The organism is Methylobacterium sp. Leaf466 (assembly GCF_001425565.1).
Lineage (GTDB): Bacteria > Pseudomonadota > Alphaproteobacteria > Rhizobiales > Beijerinckiaceae > Methylobacterium.
This window is the reverse complement of sequence record NZ_LMRC01000035.1, coordinates 19965-39832: the sequence shown is the minus strand read 5'-3', so window position 1 is coordinate 39832 and position 19868 is coordinate 19965. Positions and strand designations below refer to the sequence as shown.

Sequence of the window (19868 nt, the reverse complement as noted above, 5' to 3'; positions counted from 1 at the left end):
GTACGCTACGGCAGGGCGCCGGCCTTCTCCTTGGCCTGGGTCATGGTCGCCTCGCAGCCCTTGACGTCGCCGGCCTTGTCCTGGGCCTTGGCCTGCCGGATGAGGTCGCGCGCCGCCTCGACACCCGAGGCGGTGGGGCGGGCCGCCGGATCGGTCGGCTTGCCGGCCGGGGGAGCGTCCAGCGCCTTGCCGGATGCCGGCGGGGTCGGCCCGCCGGGCGGGACCGTGCCGGTGACGGTGGCCGCCCCGGCGCTGTCGAGACGCTTCTCGATGGTCGCGATCTGGTCGGTGCAGGACGAGGCGAAGGCCGGCGCCGTACCGGACAGGGCGAGAAGACCGGCCGCGAGGCCAAGGGTGAACCGCATGAACACATTCCCGATCGTTGAAAAACAGACAACGCCGGAGGCGACTCCGGCGTTGCTGCGACAGATCGGGCCCTGGGGGGCGGCGGTTACTTCATCAGCTTGAGGACGGCCTTGCCGGCCGGCTTGCCGAATTCCTTGGCGTCGAGGGTGCCGTCGCCGTCCGGATCGGCCTTCGAGAAGCGCTTGGCGACGATGGCCAGGTACTCGTTCTTGTCGAGGGTGCCGTCCATGTCCGGATCGGCGGCCTTGAGCTCCTTGGCCGTCAGGCGGCCCTTCAGCTCCTTCTTGTCGAGGGTGCCGTCCTTGTCGGGGTCGAGGGAATCGAACAGGGCGGCGGCGGCGGCCTGCGCCTCCTTGAGATCGACCGTGCCGTCCTTGTCGGGATCGAACATCTCGACGGCCATCTTGCCGGCGGGGGCGGCGACGGCCTGCCCCATCGGCAGGGCGACGAGGATCGCGGAGAACAGCAGGGCGTGACGAAGGTGGGAGGACATCGATCGGGTCTCCAAGGTCATGGACCAGGGAACGGTCGGTCCCCGGTTCTCGTCCGTCGCAAGGGCCGGTCGGCGGGTGCTTCGCCCGCCGGGACCGCGGCGCATCCCGTGGCGACGGTTTTCGGGACGGCTGAGGCGACATAGTGCAAGTCGGCGGCCAAGGGAACGATGCGCAACCCATCCGGGTGACAATACCCGCCGATGTGCGTGTTTTTCCCGGTCCCCGAGGCGGTGTCCCACGCCTGCGAGTCCTGTCCGCCGTCGTTTTTGGCGTGCCCTCATGACAAAGCCCCCGCGGTGCGACCCGCGGGGGCTTGTATCGGGATGATGCGGGGCCGCTCGGCGCGGCCCCGCGATTGCATCGGGCGGTGCTACCAGAAGATGCGCAGGCCACCGTAGGCGGCGATGGGCGCTCCGGGCGCGAGGCTGCGGTTGGAGCTGGCGTTGGGCAGGGCCAGGATCGGCACCTCGCCCACCGGCGAGAAGGTGCCGAAGGTGGCGTATTTCGCGTTGAGGGCGTTCTCGACGTAGCCGTAGACCTCGATGTTCTGGGCGATCCGGTAGCTCGTGTTGAAGCCGATCACCGCGTAGTCGCCGGTGGTCTTGTTGAGGTTCGAATCGTCGCCCACCAGGAACTTGCCGGTGGCGTAGCGGGCGAGCATGCCGACCTTCCACTCGGGCGTGACGAGGTACTGCACGCCGACCTTGATCTGGTGGGGGGCGACGCCGGGCAGTCTGTCGCCGGGCCGCACGAACACCTGGCGGGCCTCGTCGTTGTCCGGCTGGGCCGGGTTGGGGGTGGCGAAGGGGTTGCCGCCGGAGTTCAGGGCCAGGGGCGTCTGGAAGGTGGCGTCGACGAAGGCGTAGTCGAGGAAGGCGTTCCAGACCGGGGTGGTGTAGGCGATGCCCGCCTCGACGCCCTGGCGGCGGGTCGAGCCGACGTTCTGGAAGAAGGCCCGGCCGATGGTGATGTCGGAGGGGACGAAGGTGATGTCGTCCTCGTTGCGGGCCCGGAACACGCCGGCCTTCCAGCTCACGATGCCGCCGAATTCCGCCGACACCGGGATGCGGCCGCGAAAGCCGGCTTCCACGGTGCGCGACACCACCTGCTTGAGCGGCGGGTCGCCGACGAAGAAGTTGGTGAGCGAGCACGGCGCCAGCGGGTCGGCGCAGGAGAGCTCGGCCGGGGTCGGCGCGCGGTTGGCCTCGACGTAGCCGCCGTAGGCGGTGAGCAGGTCGGGGATGATCTTGTAGGTGGCGCCGATGCCGGGGTTGAAACGCTCGAAGTAATGGTCGCCGTTGAGCGCCGTGCCGATCTGGTCGCGCAGGACGATCTTGGCCATGTTGTAGCGGCCCTGCAGGGTCAGGGTCAGCCGGTCGGTGATGTCGGTGTTGTTCTGGATGTAGATGCCGCCGTAGTCGTTGCTGGAGTGCACGCTCACCGGGGTGATGGCGTTGTCGTCGGAGCGCACCACGATGCCGGGGCCGGCGAAACCGCGGTCGAAGGTCAGGCCGCCCACCGAGTTGTCGGCGGAAAAGCGGGTGCGACCGCCGTCGTAGGAGCCGCCGAGCACGAAGCGGTTGGGCATGTCGAACAGCCGCTCGCGCACCGTGGTCTGGATGGTGGCGCCGAAGTTGTCGGTCTGGGTGCGGGTCTGGTTGAGGAAGGCGTAGGGTCCGCCCTCGTCGAAGCGGTCGGCGAAGAGCGGCAGCGAGGCGAAGTCGGCCGTGCGCACGCTGCTGGCCCGCACCGGGGCGTTCATGCGGTCGCGCAGGAAGAACTGCTGCTCGTTGGCGCCTTCCGAACAGATGAAGTCCGGGTTGGCTTCGCAGTTCTCCAGCTCGGCGGCGTCGCCGTTGGCGGTCTGCTGCGAGAACCGGCCGATGTAGGCGTTGCCCTGCAGGGTGACGGTGGGCGCGATGTCGTAGATGCCCGAGATGCCGATGCGGCCGTACTCGTTGAGGGTCTTGTCGGGGTAGGTGAAGACCTCGTTGCGCTGGAAGGCGAGCAGGTCCACCGGCAGGGTGCCGTTGCCGGTCAGGCTGTTGATGGCGCCCGAGAAGTTGAGGTGGAACTCACCCTTCTCCGCCTGCACGCCGAGGTCGGCGTAGAACTGGCGCAGCCGCGAGGGCGAGCGCTTGCGCCAGCCGTTCTCGGACAGCGAGGTGCCGGCGATGTAGAGGCCGACGTTGTCCGAGCGCTGGCCGTGCTGGAACGAGACCGAGCCGCGGCCGAACGAGCCGCCGAGCACGTTGAGCTCGGTGCCCTGGTAGGTGAAGCCGTTCTTGAGCAGCACCTGCAGCGAGCCGCCGAGCGCGTTGAGGCCGAAGGCCGGGTTCGAGCCCTCGAGTTCGATGCGGTCCACCGCGATGTCGGGGATCAGGTCCCACTGCACCGTGTCGCCGAACGAGGTGTTGAAGCGCTGGCCGTTGACGTAGACGGCGACCCCCTGCGGGCTGCCGCCCAGCGGCGAGGCCTCGAAGCCGCGATAGGTGATCGTCGGCTGGAAGGGGTTGCCCTGGGCGTTGTTGATGCTGATCGAGCCGACGCGCTCGTCCAGTGCCCGCAGCACGCTCGGTGCGCCGACGCGGTTCACGTCGGCCGAGGTCAGCACGCTGGAATTCTGGGGCAGCTTGTCGCGGTCGATGCCGAGGAGCGCGCCGCTGGCGCTGCGCACGCTCGCCGAGGGGGCCGAGGCGACGACGTCGAGCTCGCCCAGGGTGACCGCCTGCTGGGCGCCCTGAGCGTAGACCACGCTCGGCAGCATCGCCGCCGATACGAGGAGGCTGCTGCGCAGCGTCCGCTTGTTCATTCTCTCGACCCCTGTCCCCGGTTTGGTCCGCCGGTTGTTCCCCGGCGTGTTCGGGTATGTTTCGAGAGGAGTGCGCTTCAACACAATCGGGTGAGCCGCGAATTTCCCCATCTCACCGGAGGTTCGGCCCGGATCGCGATCGAGGGTGTCCAAACGGCAACAGAAATCTCAATGACCACAACGGGTTCATGCCAATTCGGCATCAAATCCGGGAGGATTCGGCAATGCGCGGCGACACGATTTTGGCCCGGTGTTGCGGATTGGCCCAGGGGCTCCGACCGTGTCGCTACGGGCGGTGCGGCGGTCGAATCGGCTCGGCGGTCGGGCCCAAGCGGCAGCTCGCCGCGGCGACGAAAAAAGGCCCGCCGGGAGGGGTCCGGCGAGCCTTTCGGTGAGAGGGCGCGGGGTCTGGCGATTCAGAGCCGCGCCTGGATCTTGCGGGCGATTTCGCCCAGGCGCTGTTCGAGCAGGGTCGGTACCTCGCAGACGTAGGCCAGCGACTGGCTGCGCTCGGTGAAGATGCGCCGGTCCCAGGCGAACTGGTTCTCGAGCTCGGAGGCTTCCTTGGGGATCTCGCGGGCGTCGGAGGCGCTCGGGCCGTCCTTGGTGGCGCTGATCTTGTCGGCCTCGTCGCGGATGCGCTCGGCCATGCGGCGCTGGCCCTGGGCGTAGCGGGTGATGCCGCCCATGACGCGGGCGCGCTCGCCGTTGACCACCTCGAACACGCCCGCGAACACCCGGGTCAGGCGCTTGGCCTTCTCGTCGCCGGCCTTGGCCGCGAAGTCGTCGAGGAGCGGATCGACCTGGGACAGCTCGGTGCGGCGCGAGGCGATCTTCTGGGCGAGGGCGGCCGCCTCGAAGTCGTCGCCCCACGGGCCGGCCTCGGCGATGTCGGGCCCGGTCCAGACCGTGCCGGGGCTGAGCGTCGTGACCTTGCGCTGCACGCAGGGCCAGTCGGGATCGCTCTTGGGCTGGGCGCCGGCCGGGGCGGCCAGGAGGGCGAGGGAGGCGAGGACCAGGGCGGAACGAACGGGAACGAAACGGATCATGGGGCTTCTCCGGCGGGACCGCCGCGCCGGGCCATGATGCCGCGGCCGGGATCGTAGGCGATGACGGCGAGGGTGAAGACGACGAGGGTGGTGCCGACCACCACGGCGCAGGCCAGCGGATCGAACTGGCCGTAGAGGGCGAACCGCACGAGCTGGACGGCGTGGGTGAAGGGGTTGGCCATGCAGATGGCGTAGAGGGTCTCGGAGGATTCCCGGATGCGCCAGAGCGGGTAGAGCGCCGAGGAGGCGAAGAACATCGGGAAGATCACGAAGTTCATGACGCTGGCGAAGTTCTCCAGCTGCTTGACCATCGAGGACAGCAACAGGCCGATGGCGCCGAGCATCAGCCCGGCGGCGACGAAGGCGGGCAGCGCGGCGAGGTAGCCGATCGCGGGGATGTCGAGCTCCCAGAAATACGCGATGGCGAGGAAGGCGTAGGCCTGCACCACCGACACCGTGACGCCGGCCACGAGCTTGGCCAGCAGCAGCAGCCAGCGCGGATAGGGGCTGGTGAGGAGCACCTTCATCGAGCCGACCTCGCGGTCGTAGACCATCGAGAGCGACGACTGCATGCCGTTGAAGAGCTGGATCATCACCGCGAGCCCAGGCACCACGTAGACCTCGTAGAGCACGTAGGTCTGGTAGGGCGGCTCGATGGAGACGCCGAGCGTGTTGCGGAAGCCCGCCGCGAAGATGAACAGCCACACCAGCGGCCGCACCAGGGCGGAGAAGAACCGCTCCTTCTGGTTGAAGAAGCGCAGCAGCTCCCGGCGCACGATGCCGGACAGGCAGATGAGGTAGCCGACCGCATCGAGCCGCCCGAGGTGGGGGACGGGCTTCTCGAGGGAGGTGGCCGAGGCCTGGGGGCCGGGTGGTGTCGTCATGCCGCCTGCCTCGCCGGGTCCGCCACCAGGCGCCGGAACGCCGCCTCCAGGGTCTCGCCCGGACGGGCGATGCTGCCGGCGGTGCCGCGCGCCACGATGCGGCCCTTGTGCAGCACCACCGCGTCGTCGTCCCCCTCGATCTCCTCGAAGATGTGGGTGGCCCAGAGCACCGACAGCCCCTCCTCCCGCACCAGGGCGCGCACGATCGCGACGATGTCGGCCCGCGATTCGAGGTCGAGGCCGACGGTGGGCTCGTCGAGGAGCAGGAGCCGCGGCTCGTGGATCAGCGACCGCGCGATCTCGATGCGGCGCGACTGGCCGCCCGAGAGCGTGCGGATCTTGTCGGCCCGCCGGTCGGCGAGCCCGACCCTGTCGAGCAGCACCGCGATCCGCGCCCCGGCCACCCGGCGGGCGATGCCGTGCAGGCTGGCGTGGTAGAACAGGTTCTGCTCGACGGTGAGATCGGTGTCGAGGGTCCGGGCCTGGAACACCACGCCCATCCGGGCCAGCGCCCGGGACGGCTCCCGGTCGAGCCCGTGCCCGAAGATCGCGACCCGGCCGTCCTGGTGGGTGTAGAGCCGGGTGATCACCGAGAACAGGGTGGTCTTGCCCGCGCCGTTGGGGCCGAGCAACGCCACGAACCGGCCGCGCCCGACCTCCAGGGAGACGTCGGAAAGCGCCGCCCGGCTGCCGAAGCGATGCGTGACGCCGGCGACCGCGAGGGCCGGAGCGTCGCTCATCGTGCCAAAGCCCGCTTGGCGTCGCCCACCGCGTCGAGGCACTCGTCGAACTCGCCCTCGTCGCGCTCGCGCTTGGCCACGCGCAGGGCGGTCGCCAGCTTGGGCCGCGCGGCTTCCGAGGGGGATGCGGCCAGGGCCGCCTCGATCATGGCGATGCCCTCCGAGCACTCGGCCTTGTCGTCGGCGAGGGCGGGCGCGGTGGTGAGGGCCAGGACGGCCAGGCCGTGACGGAGGGAACGCATGGAGGAACTCCGGTCTACTTGACGATGAACTTGCCGGTCATGCCCTTGGCCTCCAGGCCGCGGATCGTCCAGGGGTACTCGCCCGGCTTGATCGTCACGAACTCGACCGCGATCTCGCCCGGCTCGTCGAACTCGAAATGGTCGGGCGGGCCGCCGCCGTGGATCTCCAGGTGCTGGATCACGATCTGGTTGAGCCAGATGTGGCGGAAGAACTCGGGCGCGTAGAACTTGTACTCCTGCCGGCCCTTGGCGACGATGCGCAGCCGATAGGCCTTGCCGGATTCGAGTTCGATCTCCTTGTTCTCGACGACGAAGTCGTTGCCCTCCTCGTTGCCGAGGACGAGGTCGGGCAGGGTCTGGCGCTTCTTCGTGAGGTCGAGGGCGGTGGCCGGGCCCGCTGCCAGGAGGGCCGCCAAGGGGGCCGCCAAAAGGGCCGCCAGCCGCAGGCCGGCGAGCCGAAACGTCGCTGTCATCCGTCTTGTCCCTCCCTGAGCGCCGCCTTGTGGCGGTCGCGTTCGGTCATCGTCTTCGCGACCCGCTCCCCTCCCCTGGTGGAGAGGAGAAGCACCTCGGCTAGTTCGGAGAACTCGCGACGCCCCAGGGCAGCAGCCCCACCGCGATGCTCTTCACGACCTTGCCGGCCTCCACGTCGATCACCGAGACGTCGTTGGACGAGCCGTTGGTGGAGAACAGAAGCTTCTGGTCCGGCGTGAAGGCGAGCTGCCAGACGCGCTGGCCCACCGGCAGGTACTTCTCGACCTCGAAGGTCTTGGCGTTGACCACCGCCACCCGGTTGGCCGGCCCCAGCGCCACGAAGGCCTTGGTGCCGTCCTTCGTGATGCGCACGCCCACCGGCTGGATCGCCTCGTCCGTCACGCCGGGGATCTTGAAGGTGATCTTGCGGGTCACCTTGCGCGTCTCCACGTCGATGATGCTGATCGTGCCGCCGACCTCGGCCGAGACCCAGAGCGTCTTGCCGTCCGACGTGAACTCGGCGAACCGGGGCCGGGCGTCCACCAGCACGTTGTCGACGATCTGGTGCGTCGTGGTGTCGATGAAGTGGGCCATGTTGGTGGTCTCGGAGGTGTTCACGAGAATCTTGCCGTCCGGCGAGAGGCCCATGCCCTCCGGCTCGACGCCGACGGGGATCTCCGCCAGCACCTTGTTCTTCTCGATGTCGATCACCGTGACCTGGCTGTCGTCCTCGTTGGCGACGTAGAGCGGGTTGCCGTCGGGACCGAGGATGAACTGCTCCGGGTCGGGCCCCGAGCGCAAGGAGCGCAGGGTCTTGCCGGTGGCGGTGTCGAGCACGTCGACGCGGTCGTCGTCCGAGGCGCAGACGAACAATTCCTTGCCGTCCTTGCTCACGGTGACGCCGCGCGGGCGGCGACCCGTCTTCCAGGTCCCGGTGACGGTCAGGGTCGTCGTGTCGATGACGCTGACCGAGTTGCCCTTCTCGTTGGTGACGTAGACGGTGTAGGCCGCGGCCGGGGCGGCCGTGCCCAGCAGCGCCCCGGCGAGGGCGGCGAGCCCGAACCCGGCCTTCATGTCCATGCGGGCCTTCTTGCGGCTCATCCGTGTCTCCCTGTCCCTGCGCGCGGCGCGCTCGTGTCGCGTCCGTCGTTTGAGGTTCCCGGTGCTGGTTGTAGGGCAGTTCGGCCTCCGAGACAGGCCCGGACCGCATCCGCATCGCCGCAGCCGGGCCGGTCGGCGGAGCCTGCCGCCCGTCAGCGCAGCTTGCAGGTCGTCTCCGGCTGGTCGACGCCCAGCGTGTCCAGCGGCGTGCGCTGGTGGATGAAGCCCTGCTCGGGCGCCACCGTCACCATCGCCTTGGCCTGCGCCACCACGATCGGTTGGCGCAGCTGGTGGTCCCACGGGCGGTAGCTCAACGACACACCCTTGTAGGCCGGCAGGCCGAAGGCGGGGTCGGCGAAATACGGCACCAGCACCGCCGGATCGGCGGTCTTCTTCTGGGTCGCCGCCTCGCCGACCGTGCGGACCGCCGCCCAGGCCTGGTAGTCGAGGGGGCGCATCAGCCGGCCGGCCTGACGCCGGAACCGGTTCTGCGCCTGGGCCGCCCCCCAGGTCTCCAGCGTCGGGTGCCAGGTGGTGGCGATCAGCCCCTGCGTGCCCGCCACGGGGCGCGGGTCCACCGTGCGGAACGGGACGTAGTCGCCCCAGTCGTTCGCCTCGTCGGCGACCACCGCGAGGTCGTAGTCGAGGCCGCGGGTGAACACCATCGCCTCGGCGCGGGTCGGCGTGTCGCCGCGCGCCCGCGCCAGTGGGCCGAAGGTCCAGGGTTTCTCGGCGTTGATCTTGAGCGAGAACTTTTTCGCCGACTTCCGGAAGGCGTCGGCATAGAGCCCGTCGGCCTCGTTGGGGCCGACGATGAGGAACATCTTGCGCCAGCGCATCAGCGTGAAGAACTGCGCCAGGGCGTCGGTCTGCATCGCCCGGCTCGGGACGACGTGGAAGACGTTGGCGCGGCACTCGGCTCCCCGCAGGGCGTCGTCGGGGGCGGCGGTGTTGAAGACCGTGACGCCCTCGCCCTTCACCGCGTCGGCGACCGCCAGCACCTCCGCCGCCGGCAGGGCGAGGACGAGGTAGCGGATGCCGCGCGAGGCCAGGTCCCTGGCTGCCGCCACGGCCGCGTCCCGCCCCTGCTCGGGCGTCAGGGCGACCTCGTCGAGGGCGTAGGTCTGCTTGGTGAAGCGGCCGGTGGTGTTGTTGTCGCGCACCGCCATGCGGGCGCCGGCGACCCCCTCGTCGTCGGGCACGGCCTCGGCGTCGTAGGAGGACGGGGCCGGCTGCGGCCGGTAGATCAGGCCGATGTGGGTATCGCCGGCCGCCGCCGCGGGCGGCGTGGCGCCCTGTCCCTTGGTCTCCTGAGCCGACGTCTCCTGAGCTGCCACCGGCATCGGGACGAGCCCCGCCGAGGCTGCGGCGAGGGCGAGGGCGAGGAGGGACCGGGATGAAGCGTGCATGCGGCCGGCACGCTAACAACATTGCGGGTTCGCGCTCAACGCCGGATGCATAAGGAAACGCTAAGGAGCCGCCGTCGCCGTTGCCCGGCGCCCGCCGGGTGCTATCTGAGGTCGGCCGGCACCGATGAGAGGCTAGAGATCGCATGACCGTCGTCTTCAAGTCCCTCGCGGGCGCCCTCGCCCTCGGCCTGATGCTGCCGGGCGTCGCCTCGGCCGCCCCCGACAAGGTGGCGATCTTCGGGATCGAGCTCAACGATCCGGCCGTGGTCGGCGGCCGCAAGGCCCGGCCCGACGAGGTCCGCCGCCTCGGCCTCGTCACCGAGGAACTGCGCAAGGCGCTCACCGCCACCCTGGAGCCGGTGGACGTGGCGCCGCAGGCGACCGAGATCACGAAGCAGGCGCCGCTGTTCAAGTGCGAGGGCTGCGCCGCGACGATCGCCAAGGCCCTGGGCGCCGATCTCGCCGTCACCGGCTACGTCGACAAGGGCTCCAACCAGATCTTCAACCTCAACGTCGCCATCTCGGACGCCGCCACCGGCAAGGTGCTGCGCGCCGGCCAGGCGGTGATCCGCGCCGACACCGACGACACCTGGGCCCACGCCATGCGCTGGATCGTCAAGAACCGCCTCCTGGCCGAGCCGTTGCCGAACCGCTCGTGAGCGGCGTCGTCCCGGCCCGCGCTCGCTCGTCGCCGGTCGCCCCGAACCGACCGCATTGATCATTCGGCGCGCGTATGACACCCCACGGCCCCATGACCCGGCCCGAGCCCCATCTGTCCGTCCGAGCGGCCCCGCGCCTCCTCGTGAGCGTGCGCGACGCCGCCGAGGCGGAGGTCGCCCGTGCGGCGGGAGCCGACCTCGTCGACGCCAAGGATCCCGCCCGCGGGGCGCTGGGCGCCCTCGACCCGGCCCTGGTCCGTGCCATGGTGGCCCGCATCGGGGACCGCGCGACCACCAGCGCCGTGGCCGGCGAGCCGCGGGAGGCGGGCGACCTCGTCGCCAAGGTCGCCGCCATGGCCGCGACGGGGGTCGACTACGTCAAGGTCGCGCTTCCTCCCGGCCTGCGCTCCGGCCGCGACGCGCTTCGCGATGCGGCGGATGCGGCGCGCGGCCGCCTCATCGCCGTGCTGTTCGCCGAGGACGGGCTCGACCTCGCCGTCCTGCCGACCCTGGCCGACGCCGGGTTCGTCGGCGCGATGATCGATACGAACACCAAGGACGGGCGCCGCCTCACCGACCGCATCGCCGTGCCGGCTCTATCCGCCTTCACCGCCGCCTGCCGGGCGGAAGGGCTGGTCTCGGGGCTCGCGGGTTCCCTGGCGCTCGCCGACATCCCGGCCCTGTCGGACCTCGGCGCCGGTTACCTCGGCTTTCGCGGCGGCCTCTGCCGGGGCGGCGACCGCCGGGGCGACCTCGATCCGGTTCGTATCGCCGAGGCCGCCCGGCTCCTGCGCGCGGGAGGCCGCCGCGATGCCGCCTGAGGCGACGCCTTTGAGCGTGGTGAAGGTCGGCGGCAGCCTGCTCGCCGATCCTGCCCGCCTCGCCCGCCTGCTGTCGGACCTCGCCGAAGGGCGCGAGGGAGCCGTCGTCGTCGTGCCCGGCGGCGGCGGCTTCGCGGATGCCGTGCGCGCGGCGCAGGCCATCGCGCGCTTCGACGACGGCGAGGCCCACCGCCGCGCCCTCGACGCCATGGGCCGCATGGCGGCGTGCTTTGCGGGAATCGAGCCGAGGCTGAGGATCGCGAAAACCCTGGCCGCGTGCCGGAGCCTGTCCGAGGCCGGCGCCACCCCGGTATGGGACCCGGTGATGCTGCGGGCCGGGCACCCCGACATCGCCGAATCCTGGGCCGTCACGTCCGACAGCCTCGCCCTGTGGCTGGCGGGCGAGATCGGGGCGCGGGCCTGCATCCTGGAGAAGTCCGTCGCCGTTCCGGCCGGGGCCGGTCCGGAGGACCTCGCCGCGACCGGTCTCGTCGACGCCGCCTTCCCCGACTTCGCCCGGCGCTTTGCCGGCCGCATCGTGGTCCGCGGCCCGGGCTGCGCCGCGCCGGACCGGGCCGCCGCATGAGCGCCGCAGGCAAGAGCATGAGCGCCCCCGAACACCTCGTCTTCATCACCGGCAAGATGGCGCGGGCCCGGCTGGAGAAGGTCGCCGCCACCCTGCCGGCCGACCGGTTCGCCTGGAGCATCGCCGATGCCGGGGTGAAGGTCGCCGCGCTGATGACCGAGGAGATCATCCGCCGCCGGGTGACGATGCCCGAGGGCGCCACCCGCATCGTCCTGCCCGGCCGCTGCCGTGCCGACCCCGAGGCCCTGAGCCGGCATTTCGGCCTGCCGGTGGAACGCGGCCCCGACGAGGTGGTGGACCTGCCCGCCCACCTCGGGCTCGCCGGCCGCACCATCGACCTCTCGAAACACGACCTGCGCATCTTCTCCGAGATCGTCGATTCCTCGAAGATGACGCCCGAGCAGATCCTGGCCAAGGGCCTCGACCTCGCCCGGCGCGGGGCCGACGTGATCGACCTCGGCGGCCTGCCCGACACCGACTTCCCCCATCTCGAGGAGAGCGTGCGCCTGCTCAAGGGCGCCGGGCTCAAGGTCAGCGTCGATTCGTTCTCCCTCGACGAACTGACCCGCGGCGCCAGGGCCGGGGCCGACTTCCTCCTCAGCCTCAACGAGGAGACGCTCGATCTCGCCTTCGAGACCGACGCGGTGCCGGTGCTGGTGCCGATGCGGCCCGACGACCTGCCCTCCCTCGACCGGGCGATCGAGCGGATGGAGAAGGCCGGGCGCCCCTACATGGCCGACCCGATCCTGGAGCCGATCCACTTCGGCTTCGTCGAATCGATCACCCGCTACCACGAGATCCGCCGGCGCTGGCCGGGCATCGAGATGATGATGGGCACCGGCAACCTCACCGAGCTCACCGAGGCCGACAGCCTCGGCGTCACCGCGCTGTTGGTGGGGATGTGCTCGGAGCTGACCGTGCGCAACGTGCTCATCGTCCAGGTCTCCAACCACACCCGGCGCACGGTGGAGGAGCACGACGCCGCCCGACGGGTGATGTTCGCCGCCAAGGGCGACGCGGCCCTGCCCAAGGGCTACGGCCGGGAGCTTCTGGCACTTCACGACAAGCGCCCCTTCGTGCAGACCTCGGACGAGATCGCGGCGCAGGCGGCCGAGGTGCGCGACCCCAACTACCGCATCGCGGTGGCCGAGGACGGCGTCCACGTCTACAACCGCTCCGTTCACGAGGTCGGCACCGACGCGATGGCGTTCTTCCCTCATCTCGACGTCGCCACCGACGGAGGCCACGCCTTCTATCTCGGCGGCGAACTGACCAAGGCCGAGACCGCCTGGCGGCTCGGCAAGCGCTACGTGCAGGACGAGCCCCTGCGCTGGGGGGCCGCCGCCGATCCGGTCGCCGAGGACACCACCGCCTTCAAGGCCGCCGGGCCGACGCGGGGCACCGGCTCTCCCTCCGCGGCGGAACCCGCCGCCGAGGCCGGGCGTATCGTCTGCGGCAAGCTCGTGCCGGCCGGGGAGCGTTGAGTCGGTGCCCATGATCCTGGAAACCGTGGTGACGACGCGCTCGGCCGAGGGCGACGTCCATCTCGTGCCGTTCGGCCTGATCGAGGACGGCGGGGAGTGGATCCTCGCCCCGTTCCGGCCCTCGCCCACCATCCTCAACCTCGAGGCCAACCCGGTGTTCGCCGCCTCGAGCCCGCGCGACATCCGGGTGATCGCTGGCGCCGTCACCGGCCGGCGCGAATGGGCCACCCTGCCCTGCGCGGTCATTCCCGGCGTACGCCTGGCCGAGAGCTTCGGCCATGCCGAGTTCGAGGTGGTGGCGGTGGAGGAGGACGAGACCCGCCCGCGCTACCGCGGCCGCATGGTCCACAGCGCCTGCCACACCCCCTTCATCGGCTACAACCGGGCGCAGGGCGCGGTGCTGGAGGCGGCGATCCTCTCGACGCGCCTGACCATGCTGGAGCCCGAGAAGATCCTGACGGAGATGGCCTACCACGCCATCGCGATATCCAAGACCGCCGGGCCTGCCGAGCGCGAGGCCTGGAGCTGGATCGAGGACAAGGTCGCCGCCGCCCTCGGGCGCGCCGGTCCCGTCCTCGCACAACCCGACGCCGCCGGCTGAAGCGCGGCTCGTCCAAGGAGAATGAACCCATGAAAGTCATGACGCTGGCCGCCGTGGCGGCGCTCGCCACGGTGTCCTTCGCGGCGCAGGCCCACGGCCCGACCCGCCAGAAGGTTTCGGAATCGATCGAGATCGCCGCCCCCGCCGACAAGGTCTGGGCCGTCGTCGGCGAGTTCCAGGACGCGAGCTGGATCCCGGTGGTCGAGAAGACCGAGGGCAAGGGCGGCAACGACGCCAAGGCCACCCGCGTGCTGACGCTCAAGGGCGGCGCCACCGTCGAGGAGGAGCTCAACAAGCGCGACGCCGACAAGAAGACCCTCTCCTACCGGATCACCAAGGTCGACGTGAAGACCCTGCCGGTGAACGACTATTCCTCCACGATCGAGGTCGAGGGCGACGGCGCCAAGACCAAGGTCACCTGGAAGGGGGCGTTCTACCGGGGCTACATGAACAACGATCCCCCGGCCGACCTCAACGACGAGGCCTCCAAGAAGGCGGTCCTCGGCCTCTACAAGGCCGGCCTCGAGAACCTGAAGACGAAGGTCGAGAAGGGCTCGTGAGCCGTCCGCGCCTCGTCGCGGCCTGCCTCGTCGCGCTGATCGCGACGGCTCCCGCCGCGTCGGCGGCGCAGGCCGTGGTGACGGTGCAGGGCGCCAATGCCGTCGAGATCGTTGATCTCGACGGCGGCGCCGTCGTCGCCACCATCCCGGTAGCGGGCTCGCCCGCAGGGGTCGCGCTGTCCCCCGACAGGGCCACCGCCTACGTCACCCGGCCCGATGGGCCGGGGCTGGCGGTGATCGACCTCGCCGCCCGCAAGGTCGTCGGCCTCGTCCCCCTCCCCGGCGGGCCGCTCGGCATCGCCGTCGACCCGGTCACCGGAGCGGTCTACGTGGCCGATTGGTACGCCGCTCGCGTCTTCGTCCTGGTGCCGAGGGACGGCACCCTCGCCCCTGACGGCGAGATCGCGGTGGGCGCCTCGCCCTCGGGCCTCGCCGTGACGCCGGACGGTGCCACGCTGCTCGTTGCCAACCGCGAGGACGATTCCGTCTCCATCGTCGCCCTCGCCACCCGGCGCGAGACGGCACGCGTCAAGGTCGGCCACCACCCCTTCGGCCTCACCCTCGATGCGACCGGCGCGCGCGCCTACACCGCCAACGTCACCGGCAACGACGTGTCGGTGATCGACGTCGCCACCGCCCGCGAGGTCGGCCGGGCCGCCACGGGCGAGCGGCCCTACGTGGTGGCTCTGGCCGGGGGGCGCGGCTTCGTCACCGACCAGTACGGGAACACCGTGACGGTGTTCGACCTCGCCACCCTGAAGACTCTCAAGACCATCGACGTCGGAGACCATCCCGAAGGCATCGCCGCCACTAGGGACGGACGCCGGCTCTATGTCGCCAACTGGGGCGACAACACCCTGAGCGTGATCGACGCCGGCACCCTCGCCGTGACCGGGGAGATCAAGATGTCGGACGGACCGAGGGCGTTCGGAGATTTCTTGCGCTAGCCCCTCGCCTCACGCCGCCTCAGGCGGCTCGCCGGTCCCCTCGTCGGCCGGCGAGTTGAGGATATCCTCCAATTCGTCGATCAGCCGGTCGACCTGATCGGGCGTCGCCAGCAGCTTGAGGGTCTGGCCACCCTGGGTTGCGATGGCGAGCTCGATGTCGGCGCCCGAGCGCGCGGCGAGGATGCGGGCGAGTTTCTGGGGGTGGCTCATGAGGGGCTCCGGTCGGATGGGGGCGAGGTCGGGCCCAGCGCCGCCTCGGCGAGCAGGGCCACCGCCACGGCCGGGCCGCAGGTGGAGGCCCATTCCGCCCCCTCCCCGCTGGGAAGCCGAGGGGCGATCAGGTCGGTGAAGGCGATGCCGGCGCGGCCGAGGCGCCGGGCCAGGCGCTCGGCCAGGAAGCGGCCGGCGCCGCAGACCACGAAGGGCGCGTCGCCGGGCATGTCGGGGTGCGACAGCAGCCGGGCGGCCGCGTCGTGGACGAGGCGCAGCTGCGCCTCCGCCACATGGTCGGCGAGCGCGCGCCAGTCCGCCGCGCCGCCCTCGCCGTGGTCGCGTCCGATCATCCGGGCGAGCCGGGTCTCGCTCTCGGGGACGGACTTGCCCTTGAGGTCGGCGCTGTCCTGCTGGTCGGCGCCGGCGGGGAGGTCGCCGGTGATCCGGTAGACGTCCGCCGTGGTGGCGAAGACCTCCGCCATCAGCGCCGTGCGCCGGCCCCGGAACGGAACGTGGCGGCACAGGGCCAGCACCGGCGTGCGCACCACCCCGGTGTAGACGAGTTCGCCCGTCTCCAGCCGCTCGGCGTCGCTGTAGCCGGTGGCCGCCGGCAGCCCGTCGCGGATCGGGATCAGGTCGGCGGTGGTCGAGCCGATGTCCACGAGGAGGCCCGCGCGAACGCCCTGCCCGGCCAGGGCCGCGGTGGCGTGCCAATTGGCCGAGGCGATGTCGGCGGCCGCTCGTCGCGCGGCTTCGGGCGCGACGAGGCCGGCGCGTCCGCCGTAGATCGCCACCGGTCCGCGCAGGGTCCGTGCGGCCCACTCCGCGATCTGCCCGACGCCGTCGGTCCGGTCCGAAAAGCAGTCGGTGAGTTCGCCGGTCATGGTGACGGCGTGGCGGGCCTGTCCGCGAAAGACCTCCGGCAGCAGGCCGAGGGCGTCGTCGATGGCGCCGACCCCCTCCCACAGCCGGCACGGCGCCTGGACCACCTCCACCACCCGGCCGTCCCGCACCAGGGCCGCCTTGACATGGACCCCCCCGAGATCCCAGCCGATCACCGGCGACGTCGAGGGCAGGGCTGGATCTGTCACGGCGGTGGCTCGACGGAGGAAACGGATGGGCGACGCGTTCGAGGTGATCCCGGTGATCGACCTGCGCCACGGGCTGGTGGTGCGGGCGCGGGCCGGGATGCGCGACTCCTATGCCCCGATCGTGACGCCCTTGGCAAAGGGGTCCGCCCCCGCCGACGTCGCCCGCGGGCTGATCGAGGCGACCGGTGCCGCGACCCTCTACGTCGCCGACCTCGATGCGATCGTGGAGGGCGCAAGCCCGGATCTGGCGAGCCTGCGCCGGATCGCGGCGGCCTGCCCGGGGGTGACGCTGTGGGTCGATGCGGGATTTCGCGATCGTGATTCCGCCGATGCATTCCTGAGTGAAGAGCTCGGCCGGCCGGTGATCGGCAGCGAGAGCCAGACGGATGCGGCCCTGGTACGGGCGCTCGGCGACCGGGCGGTGTTCTCCCTCGATACCCGCGGCGGGCAGGCCCTGGGGCCGGCGTGCCTCCACGCCGATGCACAGGCCTGGCCGGGCGAGGTGATCGTGATGACCCTGGCCAGCATCGGCACCGGGGCGGGGCCGGACATGGCGCGGCTCGCAGGCCTCGCGGCGGCCCATCCCGGCCGGCGCTTCTACGCGGCGGGCGGCGTGCGCGGGCCGGAGGACCTCGCGGCGCTGGCGGCGATCGGGGTCGCCGGGGCCCTGGTCGCCTCGGCGATCCACGACCGACGCCTCGGCCGCGGTGCGGTCACGGGGTGACGGGGCCGCCAAAAAGAATGGGGCGGCCGAAGCCGCCCCACGCAAAGAAGTTCATCGTCCGAGGAAGATGGAAGCCAGTCGCTGGAGCAGGCCCCGCGGTACGGGCGGAGGCTCGCTCTGCCCAGGACTGCCCCCAATCTAAGCGTTCGCGGCGAAGGGGTGCGAGGCCGAGTTGCGCTGCTCGGTGACGACGGCCGCGGTGGGCTCGCCCTTCACGGCGCGCTCGATCGAGAGCTTGACGGCGTCGTAGTTGTACTTCTGGATCTTGGCGTCGTCGGCCGCTTCCCAGTGGATGAACACGCCGACCAGGATGAACAGGTCGTCGGCTTCGTCGGCCGGGATGGTGCCTTCGGCAACCGCGTCCTGGACGGCCTTGGCGACGCCGTGCTGAGCAGGGCCGAACATCTGGACGGCCTGACGGGCGTCGTTGATGGTGACCTTGTTGAACATCAGGGTGTTGGGCTTGCAGGGCAGGTTCGGCGCGATGACCGCGAGCAGGCTGGTGAAGCCGTGCTTGTTGTTCACGAGGCCGTTGCAGAAGGCGGTCTCGGCAGGCGAACCGCGCGGTCCGATGATGAGATCGATGTGGGCGACCTCGTTGCCGTCGCCGACGAGAGCCTCGCCGACCATAACCTTGGTGATTTTCGCCATGTGGGGTTTCTCCCGGTAGTCTTGAAAGACGCGGCCGCATCCGGAGTCGGACGCGGCCCAAAGCCATCCTTGTTCACGGCGTCCAGCCCCGTTCGGGCCGGACCGGTTTGCCCGGATCGCGGCGCGGACCCTACTCTGGGCTCCTGCCCGGAACAACCCGCCTGCGGCCGGGAGGGTGCGGAATTATCGAGCGGCCGCCATCCGGGGGCGAGGAGGGCTCGCCGGCCGTCGGGCTCACGCCACGGGCAGGGCGAGGGCGTCGCAGAACAGGGTCGCCACGGTGAAATCGGCGCTGGTGCCCGGGTTGATCGCCTCGGCCTTCAGCCGCGCGTCGTGGGCGAGCAGGGCGGAAACGGGGCCCGTCGCCAGGTCGAGGGACAGCAGGGCCCGGGCTTCGCTGCGCACCGCCTCGGCCCGGGCCGCCCCGTGCTTGCGGGCCACATGGCTGTCGGGCACGGCCGCGAGATAGGCGAGGAACACGGCCGTGGTCGTCCAGGGCGGCGCCAGCCCGCGGCCACGGGCGGCGGCCAGGGCCGGCAGGCCGATGGCGGGAAGATCCGAGAACCCGGTGACGTAGGCCCCGGCGATGCGGTCGCGCGGGGCGGCCTCGGCCATCGCCGCCAACAGGGAGGCGGGGGCGGCCTCGTGGACGTCGTGGCGCGCCGCGGCGCCGAGCCCGCCCGGATTGGCGATCCGGATCGCGGCGAAGACGTCGGCGGCGTCCTGCGCCTCCAGCCCGTCCAGCACGTCGCCGAGCGGGATGCCGCGTTCGGCGGCCATGGCCAGCGGGGCGCACAGGAGCAGGATGCCGAGGTTGGTGTTCTGGCCCACGGCCGCCATCGTGGCCTCGACCCCGCCCAGCACCCGTTGCCCGAGGCCGGTCCCGGCCTTGGCGAGGTGGGGCGCCGAGACGGCGGCGCTGGTGACGAAATCGGCCGCGTCCATGCGGTGGCCGGCCGAGAAGACGTGGACGTTGCCGGGCTTCAGCGCGTCGAGTTCGGCCAGGCAGCAGGCCTCGTAGGCCGCCGCGACGGCGGCGGGCGGGAGCGTCACGCCACCACCAGCCGCGGGACGTGGCCGGCGCGCACCGCCGCGAGGAAGCCGCGCGCCACGCTGAGCGCGATGTCGACCTCGGTGACCTTCTGCAGGCCCGACCAGGCCGGCATCGAGTTCACCTCGAGCACCTGGTAGCCGCCCTCCCCGTCCTCGACGAGGTCGACGCCGGTGTAGTCGACGCCCACCGCCTGCGCGGTGCGCTCGGCGAGGTCGGCGGCCTGGCGCGGCATCGCCCAGGGCAGCGGCCGGCCGCCGCGGTGGACGTTGGTGATCCAGCCGTCGCCCTCGCGGATCATGCCGGCGATGGCGCGGCCCTCGCAGACGAAGACGCGGAAGTCGCGCCACAGCCCGTCGCTGCGCGGCACGTAGCGCTGCAGGTAGTAGACCCGCGACACGGCCGCCTCGTCGGGCAGGTTCTCCGGTCGTTCGACGAGCTGGAGCCCCTCTCCCTGCGACCCGAACAGGGGTTTCAGGACCAGCGGACGGCCCGGGGCCGCCTCGCGGGCGACGATGGCGGCGGCGGCCTCGCGCCTCGAGACCACGAAGGTGTCTGGCGTCGGCAGGCCGGCGCGGGCGATGAGCAGGCTCGTCATCGCCTTGTCCACCGAGCGCTCGATGGCCACCGGCGCGTTCCAGACGGTGGTGCCCGCCGCCACCAGGGCGTGCAGCACGCCGAGCCGCATGGTGGTCGCCTCGAAGGTCCCTCCGGCGACGGTGCGCAGGAGGACGCCGTCCGGCAGGCCGTCGGGGAAGCCCGGCACCCGCAGCGGCTCGCCCCCGTCGGTGACGATGGCGACGTCGGCCAGCGAGAACAGCACCGGCTCGGCCCCGAGCGTCCGCAGGGCCGCCAGGAGGCGCCCCTTGTGCCAATTGCCGTTGTCGGCGGCGAGCCCGATGCGCATGG

General features: G+C 71.3%; 23 protein-coding genes. 8 read left to right on the top strand and 15 right to left on the bottom strand.

The genetic code is table 11. From position 1 onward, the window contains the following. Positions 1-5 precede the first annotated feature (5 nt). The 10 genes from ASG59_RS18150 to ASG59_RS18105 form a co-directional block, all read right to left on the bottom strand. A complete protein-coding gene (locus tag ASG59_RS18150) occupies positions 6-365 on the bottom strand; it encodes a hypothetical protein (protein WP_055889484.1) in 360 nt (119 codons plus the stop codon). An 86-nt stretch (positions 366-451) separates the two neighbouring features. Further along, complete coding sequence (locus ASG59_RS18145) at positions 452-859, bottom strand: EF-hand domain-containing protein (protein WP_056285770.1); 408 nt, start codon at positions 857-859, stop codon at positions 452-454. 371 nt (positions 860-1230) lie between these two features. Beyond that, a complete protein-coding gene (locus ASG59_RS18140) occupies positions 1231-3672 on the bottom strand; it encodes a TonB-dependent receptor (RefSeq protein ID WP_056410605.1) in 2442 nt (813 codons plus the stop codon). Positions 3673-4088: 416 nt separating this feature from the next. Beyond that, complete coding sequence (locus tag ASG59_RS18135) at positions 4089-4721, bottom strand: hypothetical protein (protein WP_055889263.1); 633 nt, start codon at positions 4719-4721, stop codon at positions 4089-4091. Next, a complete protein-coding gene (locus ASG59_RS18130) occupies positions 4718-5605 on the bottom strand; it encodes an ABC transporter permease (protein ID WP_056410601.1) in 888 nt (295 codons plus the stop codon). Before ASG59_RS18130 ends, ASG59_RS18135 begins: the two co-directional genes overlap by 4 nt. Next, positions 5602-6345 (bottom strand): ABC transporter ATP-binding protein, encoded by a 744-nt coding sequence (locus tag ASG59_RS18125; protein ID WP_055889258.1) that lies wholly within the window; start codon positions 6343-6345, stop codon positions 5602-5604. Before ASG59_RS18125 ends, ASG59_RS18130 begins: the two co-directional genes overlap by 4 nt. Continuing rightward, entirely contained in the window at positions 6342-6587 is a 246-nt protein-coding gene (locus ASG59_RS18120; protein WP_055889255.1) for a hypothetical protein, read from the bottom strand. The genes ASG59_RS18125 and ASG59_RS18120 overlap by 4 nt, the downstream gene beginning before the upstream one ends. Positions 6588-6601: 14 nt before the next feature. Then, positions 6602-7060, bottom strand: a complete 459-nt coding sequence (locus ASG59_RS18115) for a hypothetical protein (protein ID WP_056410597.1) — start codon at positions 7058-7060, stop codon at positions 6602-6604. A 100-nt stretch (positions 7061-7160) separates the two neighbouring features. Continuing rightward, positions 7161-8135 carry a YVTN family beta-propeller repeat protein gene (locus ASG59_RS18110; RefSeq protein ID WP_056410790.1) on the bottom strand — a complete coding sequence of 325 codons (975 nt, stop codon included), beginning with the start codon at positions 8133-8135 and terminating at the stop codon, positions 7161-7163. Positions 8136-8314: 179 nt separating this feature from the next. After that, positions 8315-9571, bottom strand: a complete 1257-nt coding sequence (locus tag ASG59_RS18105) for an ABC transporter substrate-binding protein (RefSeq protein WP_056410594.1) — start codon at positions 9569-9571, stop codon at positions 8315-8317. A 143-nt stretch (positions 9572-9714) separates the two neighbouring features. Here ASG59_RS18105 and ASG59_RS18100 point away from each other — a divergent pair, with 143 nt between their 5' ends. From ASG59_RS18100 to ASG59_RS18070, 7 genes are all read left to right on the top strand, one after another. After that, on the top strand, positions 9715-10230 hold the full coding sequence (locus ASG59_RS18100) for a DUF3280 domain-containing protein (RefSeq protein WP_055889242.1): 516 nt from the start codon (positions 9715-9717) through the stop codon (positions 10228-10230). Between the two features lie 92 nt (positions 10231-10322). Further along, positions 10323-11051, top strand: a complete 729-nt coding sequence (locus tag ASG59_RS18095; protein WP_056410590.1) for a (5-formylfuran-3-yl)methyl phosphate synthase — start codon at positions 10323-10325, stop codon at positions 11049-11051. After that, positions 11041-11637, top strand: coding sequence for a uridylate kinase (locus tag ASG59_RS18090; protein ID WP_056410588.1), 597 nt, complete (start codon positions 11041-11043; stop codon positions 11635-11637). The genes ASG59_RS18095 and ASG59_RS18090 overlap by 11 nt, the downstream gene beginning before the upstream one ends. Positions 11638-11654: 17 nt before the next feature. Next, the gene (locus ASG59_RS18085) at positions 11655-13121 is read left to right on the top strand and encodes a DUF6513 domain-containing protein (RefSeq protein ID WP_056285767.1); all 1467 of its coding nucleotides are present in this window, start codon (positions 11655-11657) and stop codon (positions 13119-13121) included. A 4-nt stretch (positions 13122-13125) separates the two neighbouring features. Beyond that, positions 13126-13722, top strand: a complete 597-nt coding sequence (locus ASG59_RS18080; protein WP_056410586.1) for a DUF447 domain-containing protein — start codon at positions 13126-13128, stop codon at positions 13720-13722. Between the two features lie 29 nt (positions 13723-13751). Next, positions 13752-14282, top strand: coding sequence for an SRPBCC family protein (locus ASG59_RS18075; RefSeq protein ID WP_056410585.1), 531 nt, complete (start codon positions 13752-13754; stop codon positions 14280-14282). Beyond that, the gene (locus ASG59_RS18070; RefSeq protein ID WP_056410582.1) at positions 14279-15229 is read left to right on the top strand and encodes a YncE family protein; all 951 of its coding nucleotides are present in this window, start codon (positions 14279-14281) and stop codon (positions 15227-15229) included. Before ASG59_RS18075 ends, ASG59_RS18070 begins: the two co-directional genes overlap by 4 nt. Before the next feature lie 9 nt (positions 15230-15238). Here ASG59_RS18070 and ASG59_RS18065 read toward each other — a convergent pair whose 3' ends face one another. Both ASG59_RS18065 and ASG59_RS18060 read right to left on the bottom strand, forming a co-directional pair. Beyond that, entirely contained in the window at positions 15239-15439 is a 201-nt protein-coding gene (locus ASG59_RS18065) for a hypothetical protein (RefSeq protein WP_056410579.1), read from the bottom strand. Next, positions 15436-16533, bottom strand: a complete 1098-nt coding sequence (locus ASG59_RS18060; RefSeq protein ID WP_200945980.1) for a hydantoinase/oxoprolinase family protein — start codon at positions 16531-16533, stop codon at positions 15436-15438. Before ASG59_RS18060 ends, ASG59_RS18065 begins: the two co-directional genes overlap by 4 nt. A gap of 25 nt (positions 16534-16558) precedes the next feature. Here ASG59_RS18060 and ASG59_RS18055 point away from each other — a divergent pair, with 25 nt between their 5' ends. After that, the gene (locus ASG59_RS18055; RefSeq protein ID WP_056410578.1) at positions 16559-17257 is read left to right on the top strand and encodes a HisA/HisF-related TIM barrel protein; all 699 of its coding nucleotides are present in this window, start codon (positions 16559-16561) and stop codon (positions 17255-17257) included. 138 nt (positions 17258-17395) lie between these two features. Here ASG59_RS18055 and fae read toward each other — a convergent pair whose 3' ends face one another. The 3 genes from fae to ASG59_RS18040 all read right to left on the bottom strand — a co-directional run bounded on the left by fae (position 17396) and on the right by ASG59_RS18040 (position 19866). Continuing rightward, positions 17396-17908, bottom strand: a complete 513-nt coding sequence (gene fae / locus ASG59_RS18050) for a formaldehyde-activating enzyme (protein WP_055889218.1) — start codon at positions 17906-17908, stop codon at positions 17396-17398. 234 nt (positions 17909-18142) lie between these two features. Further along, on the bottom strand, positions 18143-18961 hold the full coding sequence (locus ASG59_RS18045) for a triphosphoribosyl-dephospho-CoA synthase (RefSeq protein WP_056410575.1): 819 nt from the start codon (positions 18959-18961) through the stop codon (positions 18143-18145). After that, positions 18958-19866, bottom strand: coding sequence for a RimK family alpha-L-glutamate ligase (locus tag ASG59_RS18040; RefSeq protein WP_056410572.1), 909 nt, complete (start codon positions 19864-19866; stop codon positions 18958-18960). Before ASG59_RS18040 ends, ASG59_RS18045 begins: the two co-directional genes overlap by 4 nt. Between the last annotated feature and the right edge of the window lie 2 nt (positions 19867-19868).

Excerpts from the sequence above, each read along its gene's own strand:
- ASG59_RS18150 (WP_055889484.1), bottom strand. The coding sequence starts at position 365 with ATGCGGTTCACCCTTGGCCTCGCGGCCGGTCTTCTCGCCCTGTCCGGT.
- ASG59_RS18145 (WP_056285770.1), bottom strand. The coding sequence starts at position 859 with ATGTCCTCCCACCTTCGTCACGCCCTGCTGTTCTCCGCGATCCTCGTC.
- ASG59_RS18140 (WP_056410605.1), bottom strand. The coding sequence starts at position 3,672 with ATGAACAAGCGGACGCTGCGCAGCAGCCTCCTCGTATCGGCGGCGATG.
- ASG59_RS18135 (WP_055889263.1), bottom strand. The coding sequence starts at position 4,721 with ATGATCCGTTTCGTTCCCGTTCGTTCCGCCCTGGTCCTCGCCTCCCTC.
- ASG59_RS18130 (WP_056410601.1), bottom strand. The coding sequence starts at position 5,605 with ATGACGACACCACCCGGCCCCCAGGCCTCGGCCACCTCCCTCGAGAAG.
- ASG59_RS18125 (WP_055889258.1), bottom strand. The coding sequence starts at position 6,345 with ATGAGCGACGCTCCGGCCCTCGCGGTCGCCGGCGTCACGCATCGCTTC.
- ASG59_RS18120 (WP_055889255.1), bottom strand. The coding sequence starts at position 6,587 with ATGCGTTCCCTCCGTCACGGCCTGGCCGTCCTGGCCCTCACCACCGCG.
- ASG59_RS18115 (WP_056410597.1), bottom strand. The coding sequence starts at position 7,060 with ATGACAGCGACGTTTCGGCTCGCCGGCCTGCGGCTGGCGGCCCTTTTG.
- ASG59_RS18110 (WP_056410790.1), bottom strand. The coding sequence starts at position 8,135 with ATGAAGGCCGGGTTCGGGCTCGCCGCCCTCGCCGGGGCGCTGCTGGGC.
- ASG59_RS18105 (WP_056410594.1), bottom strand. The coding sequence starts at position 9,571 with ATGCACGCTTCATCCCGGTCCCTCCTCGCCCTCGCCCTCGCCGCAGCC.
- ASG59_RS18100 (WP_055889242.1), top strand. The coding sequence starts at position 9,715 with ATGACCGTCGTCTTCAAGTCCCTCGCGGGCGCCCTCGCCCTCGGCCTG.
- ASG59_RS18095 (WP_056410590.1), top strand. The coding sequence starts at position 10,323 with ATGACCCGGCCCGAGCCCCATCTGTCCGTCCGAGCGGCCCCGCGCCTC.
- ASG59_RS18090 (WP_056410588.1), top strand. The coding sequence starts at position 11,041 with ATGCCGCCTGAGGCGACGCCTTTGAGCGTGGTGAAGGTCGGCGGCAGC.
- ASG59_RS18085 (WP_056285767.1), top strand. The coding sequence starts at position 11,655 with ATGAGCGCCCCCGAACACCTCGTCTTCATCACCGGCAAGATGGCGCGG.
- ASG59_RS18075 (WP_056410585.1), top strand. The coding sequence starts at position 13,752 with ATGAAAGTCATGACGCTGGCCGCCGTGGCGGCGCTCGCCACGGTGTCC.
- ASG59_RS18065 (WP_056410579.1), bottom strand. The coding sequence starts at position 15,439 with ATGAGCCACCCCCAGAAACTCGCCCGCATCCTCGCCGCGCGCTCGGGC.
- ASG59_RS18055 (WP_056410578.1), top strand. The coding sequence starts at position 16,559 with ATGGGCGACGCGTTCGAGGTGATCCCGGTGATCGACCTGCGCCACGGG.
- fae (WP_055889218.1), bottom strand. The coding sequence starts at position 17,908 with ATGGCGAAAATCACCAAGGTTATGGTCGGCGAGGCTCTCGTCGGCGAC.
- ASG59_RS18040 (WP_056410572.1), bottom strand. The coding sequence starts at position 19,866 with ATGCGCATCGGGCTCGCCGCCGACAACGGCAATTGGCACAAGGGGCGC.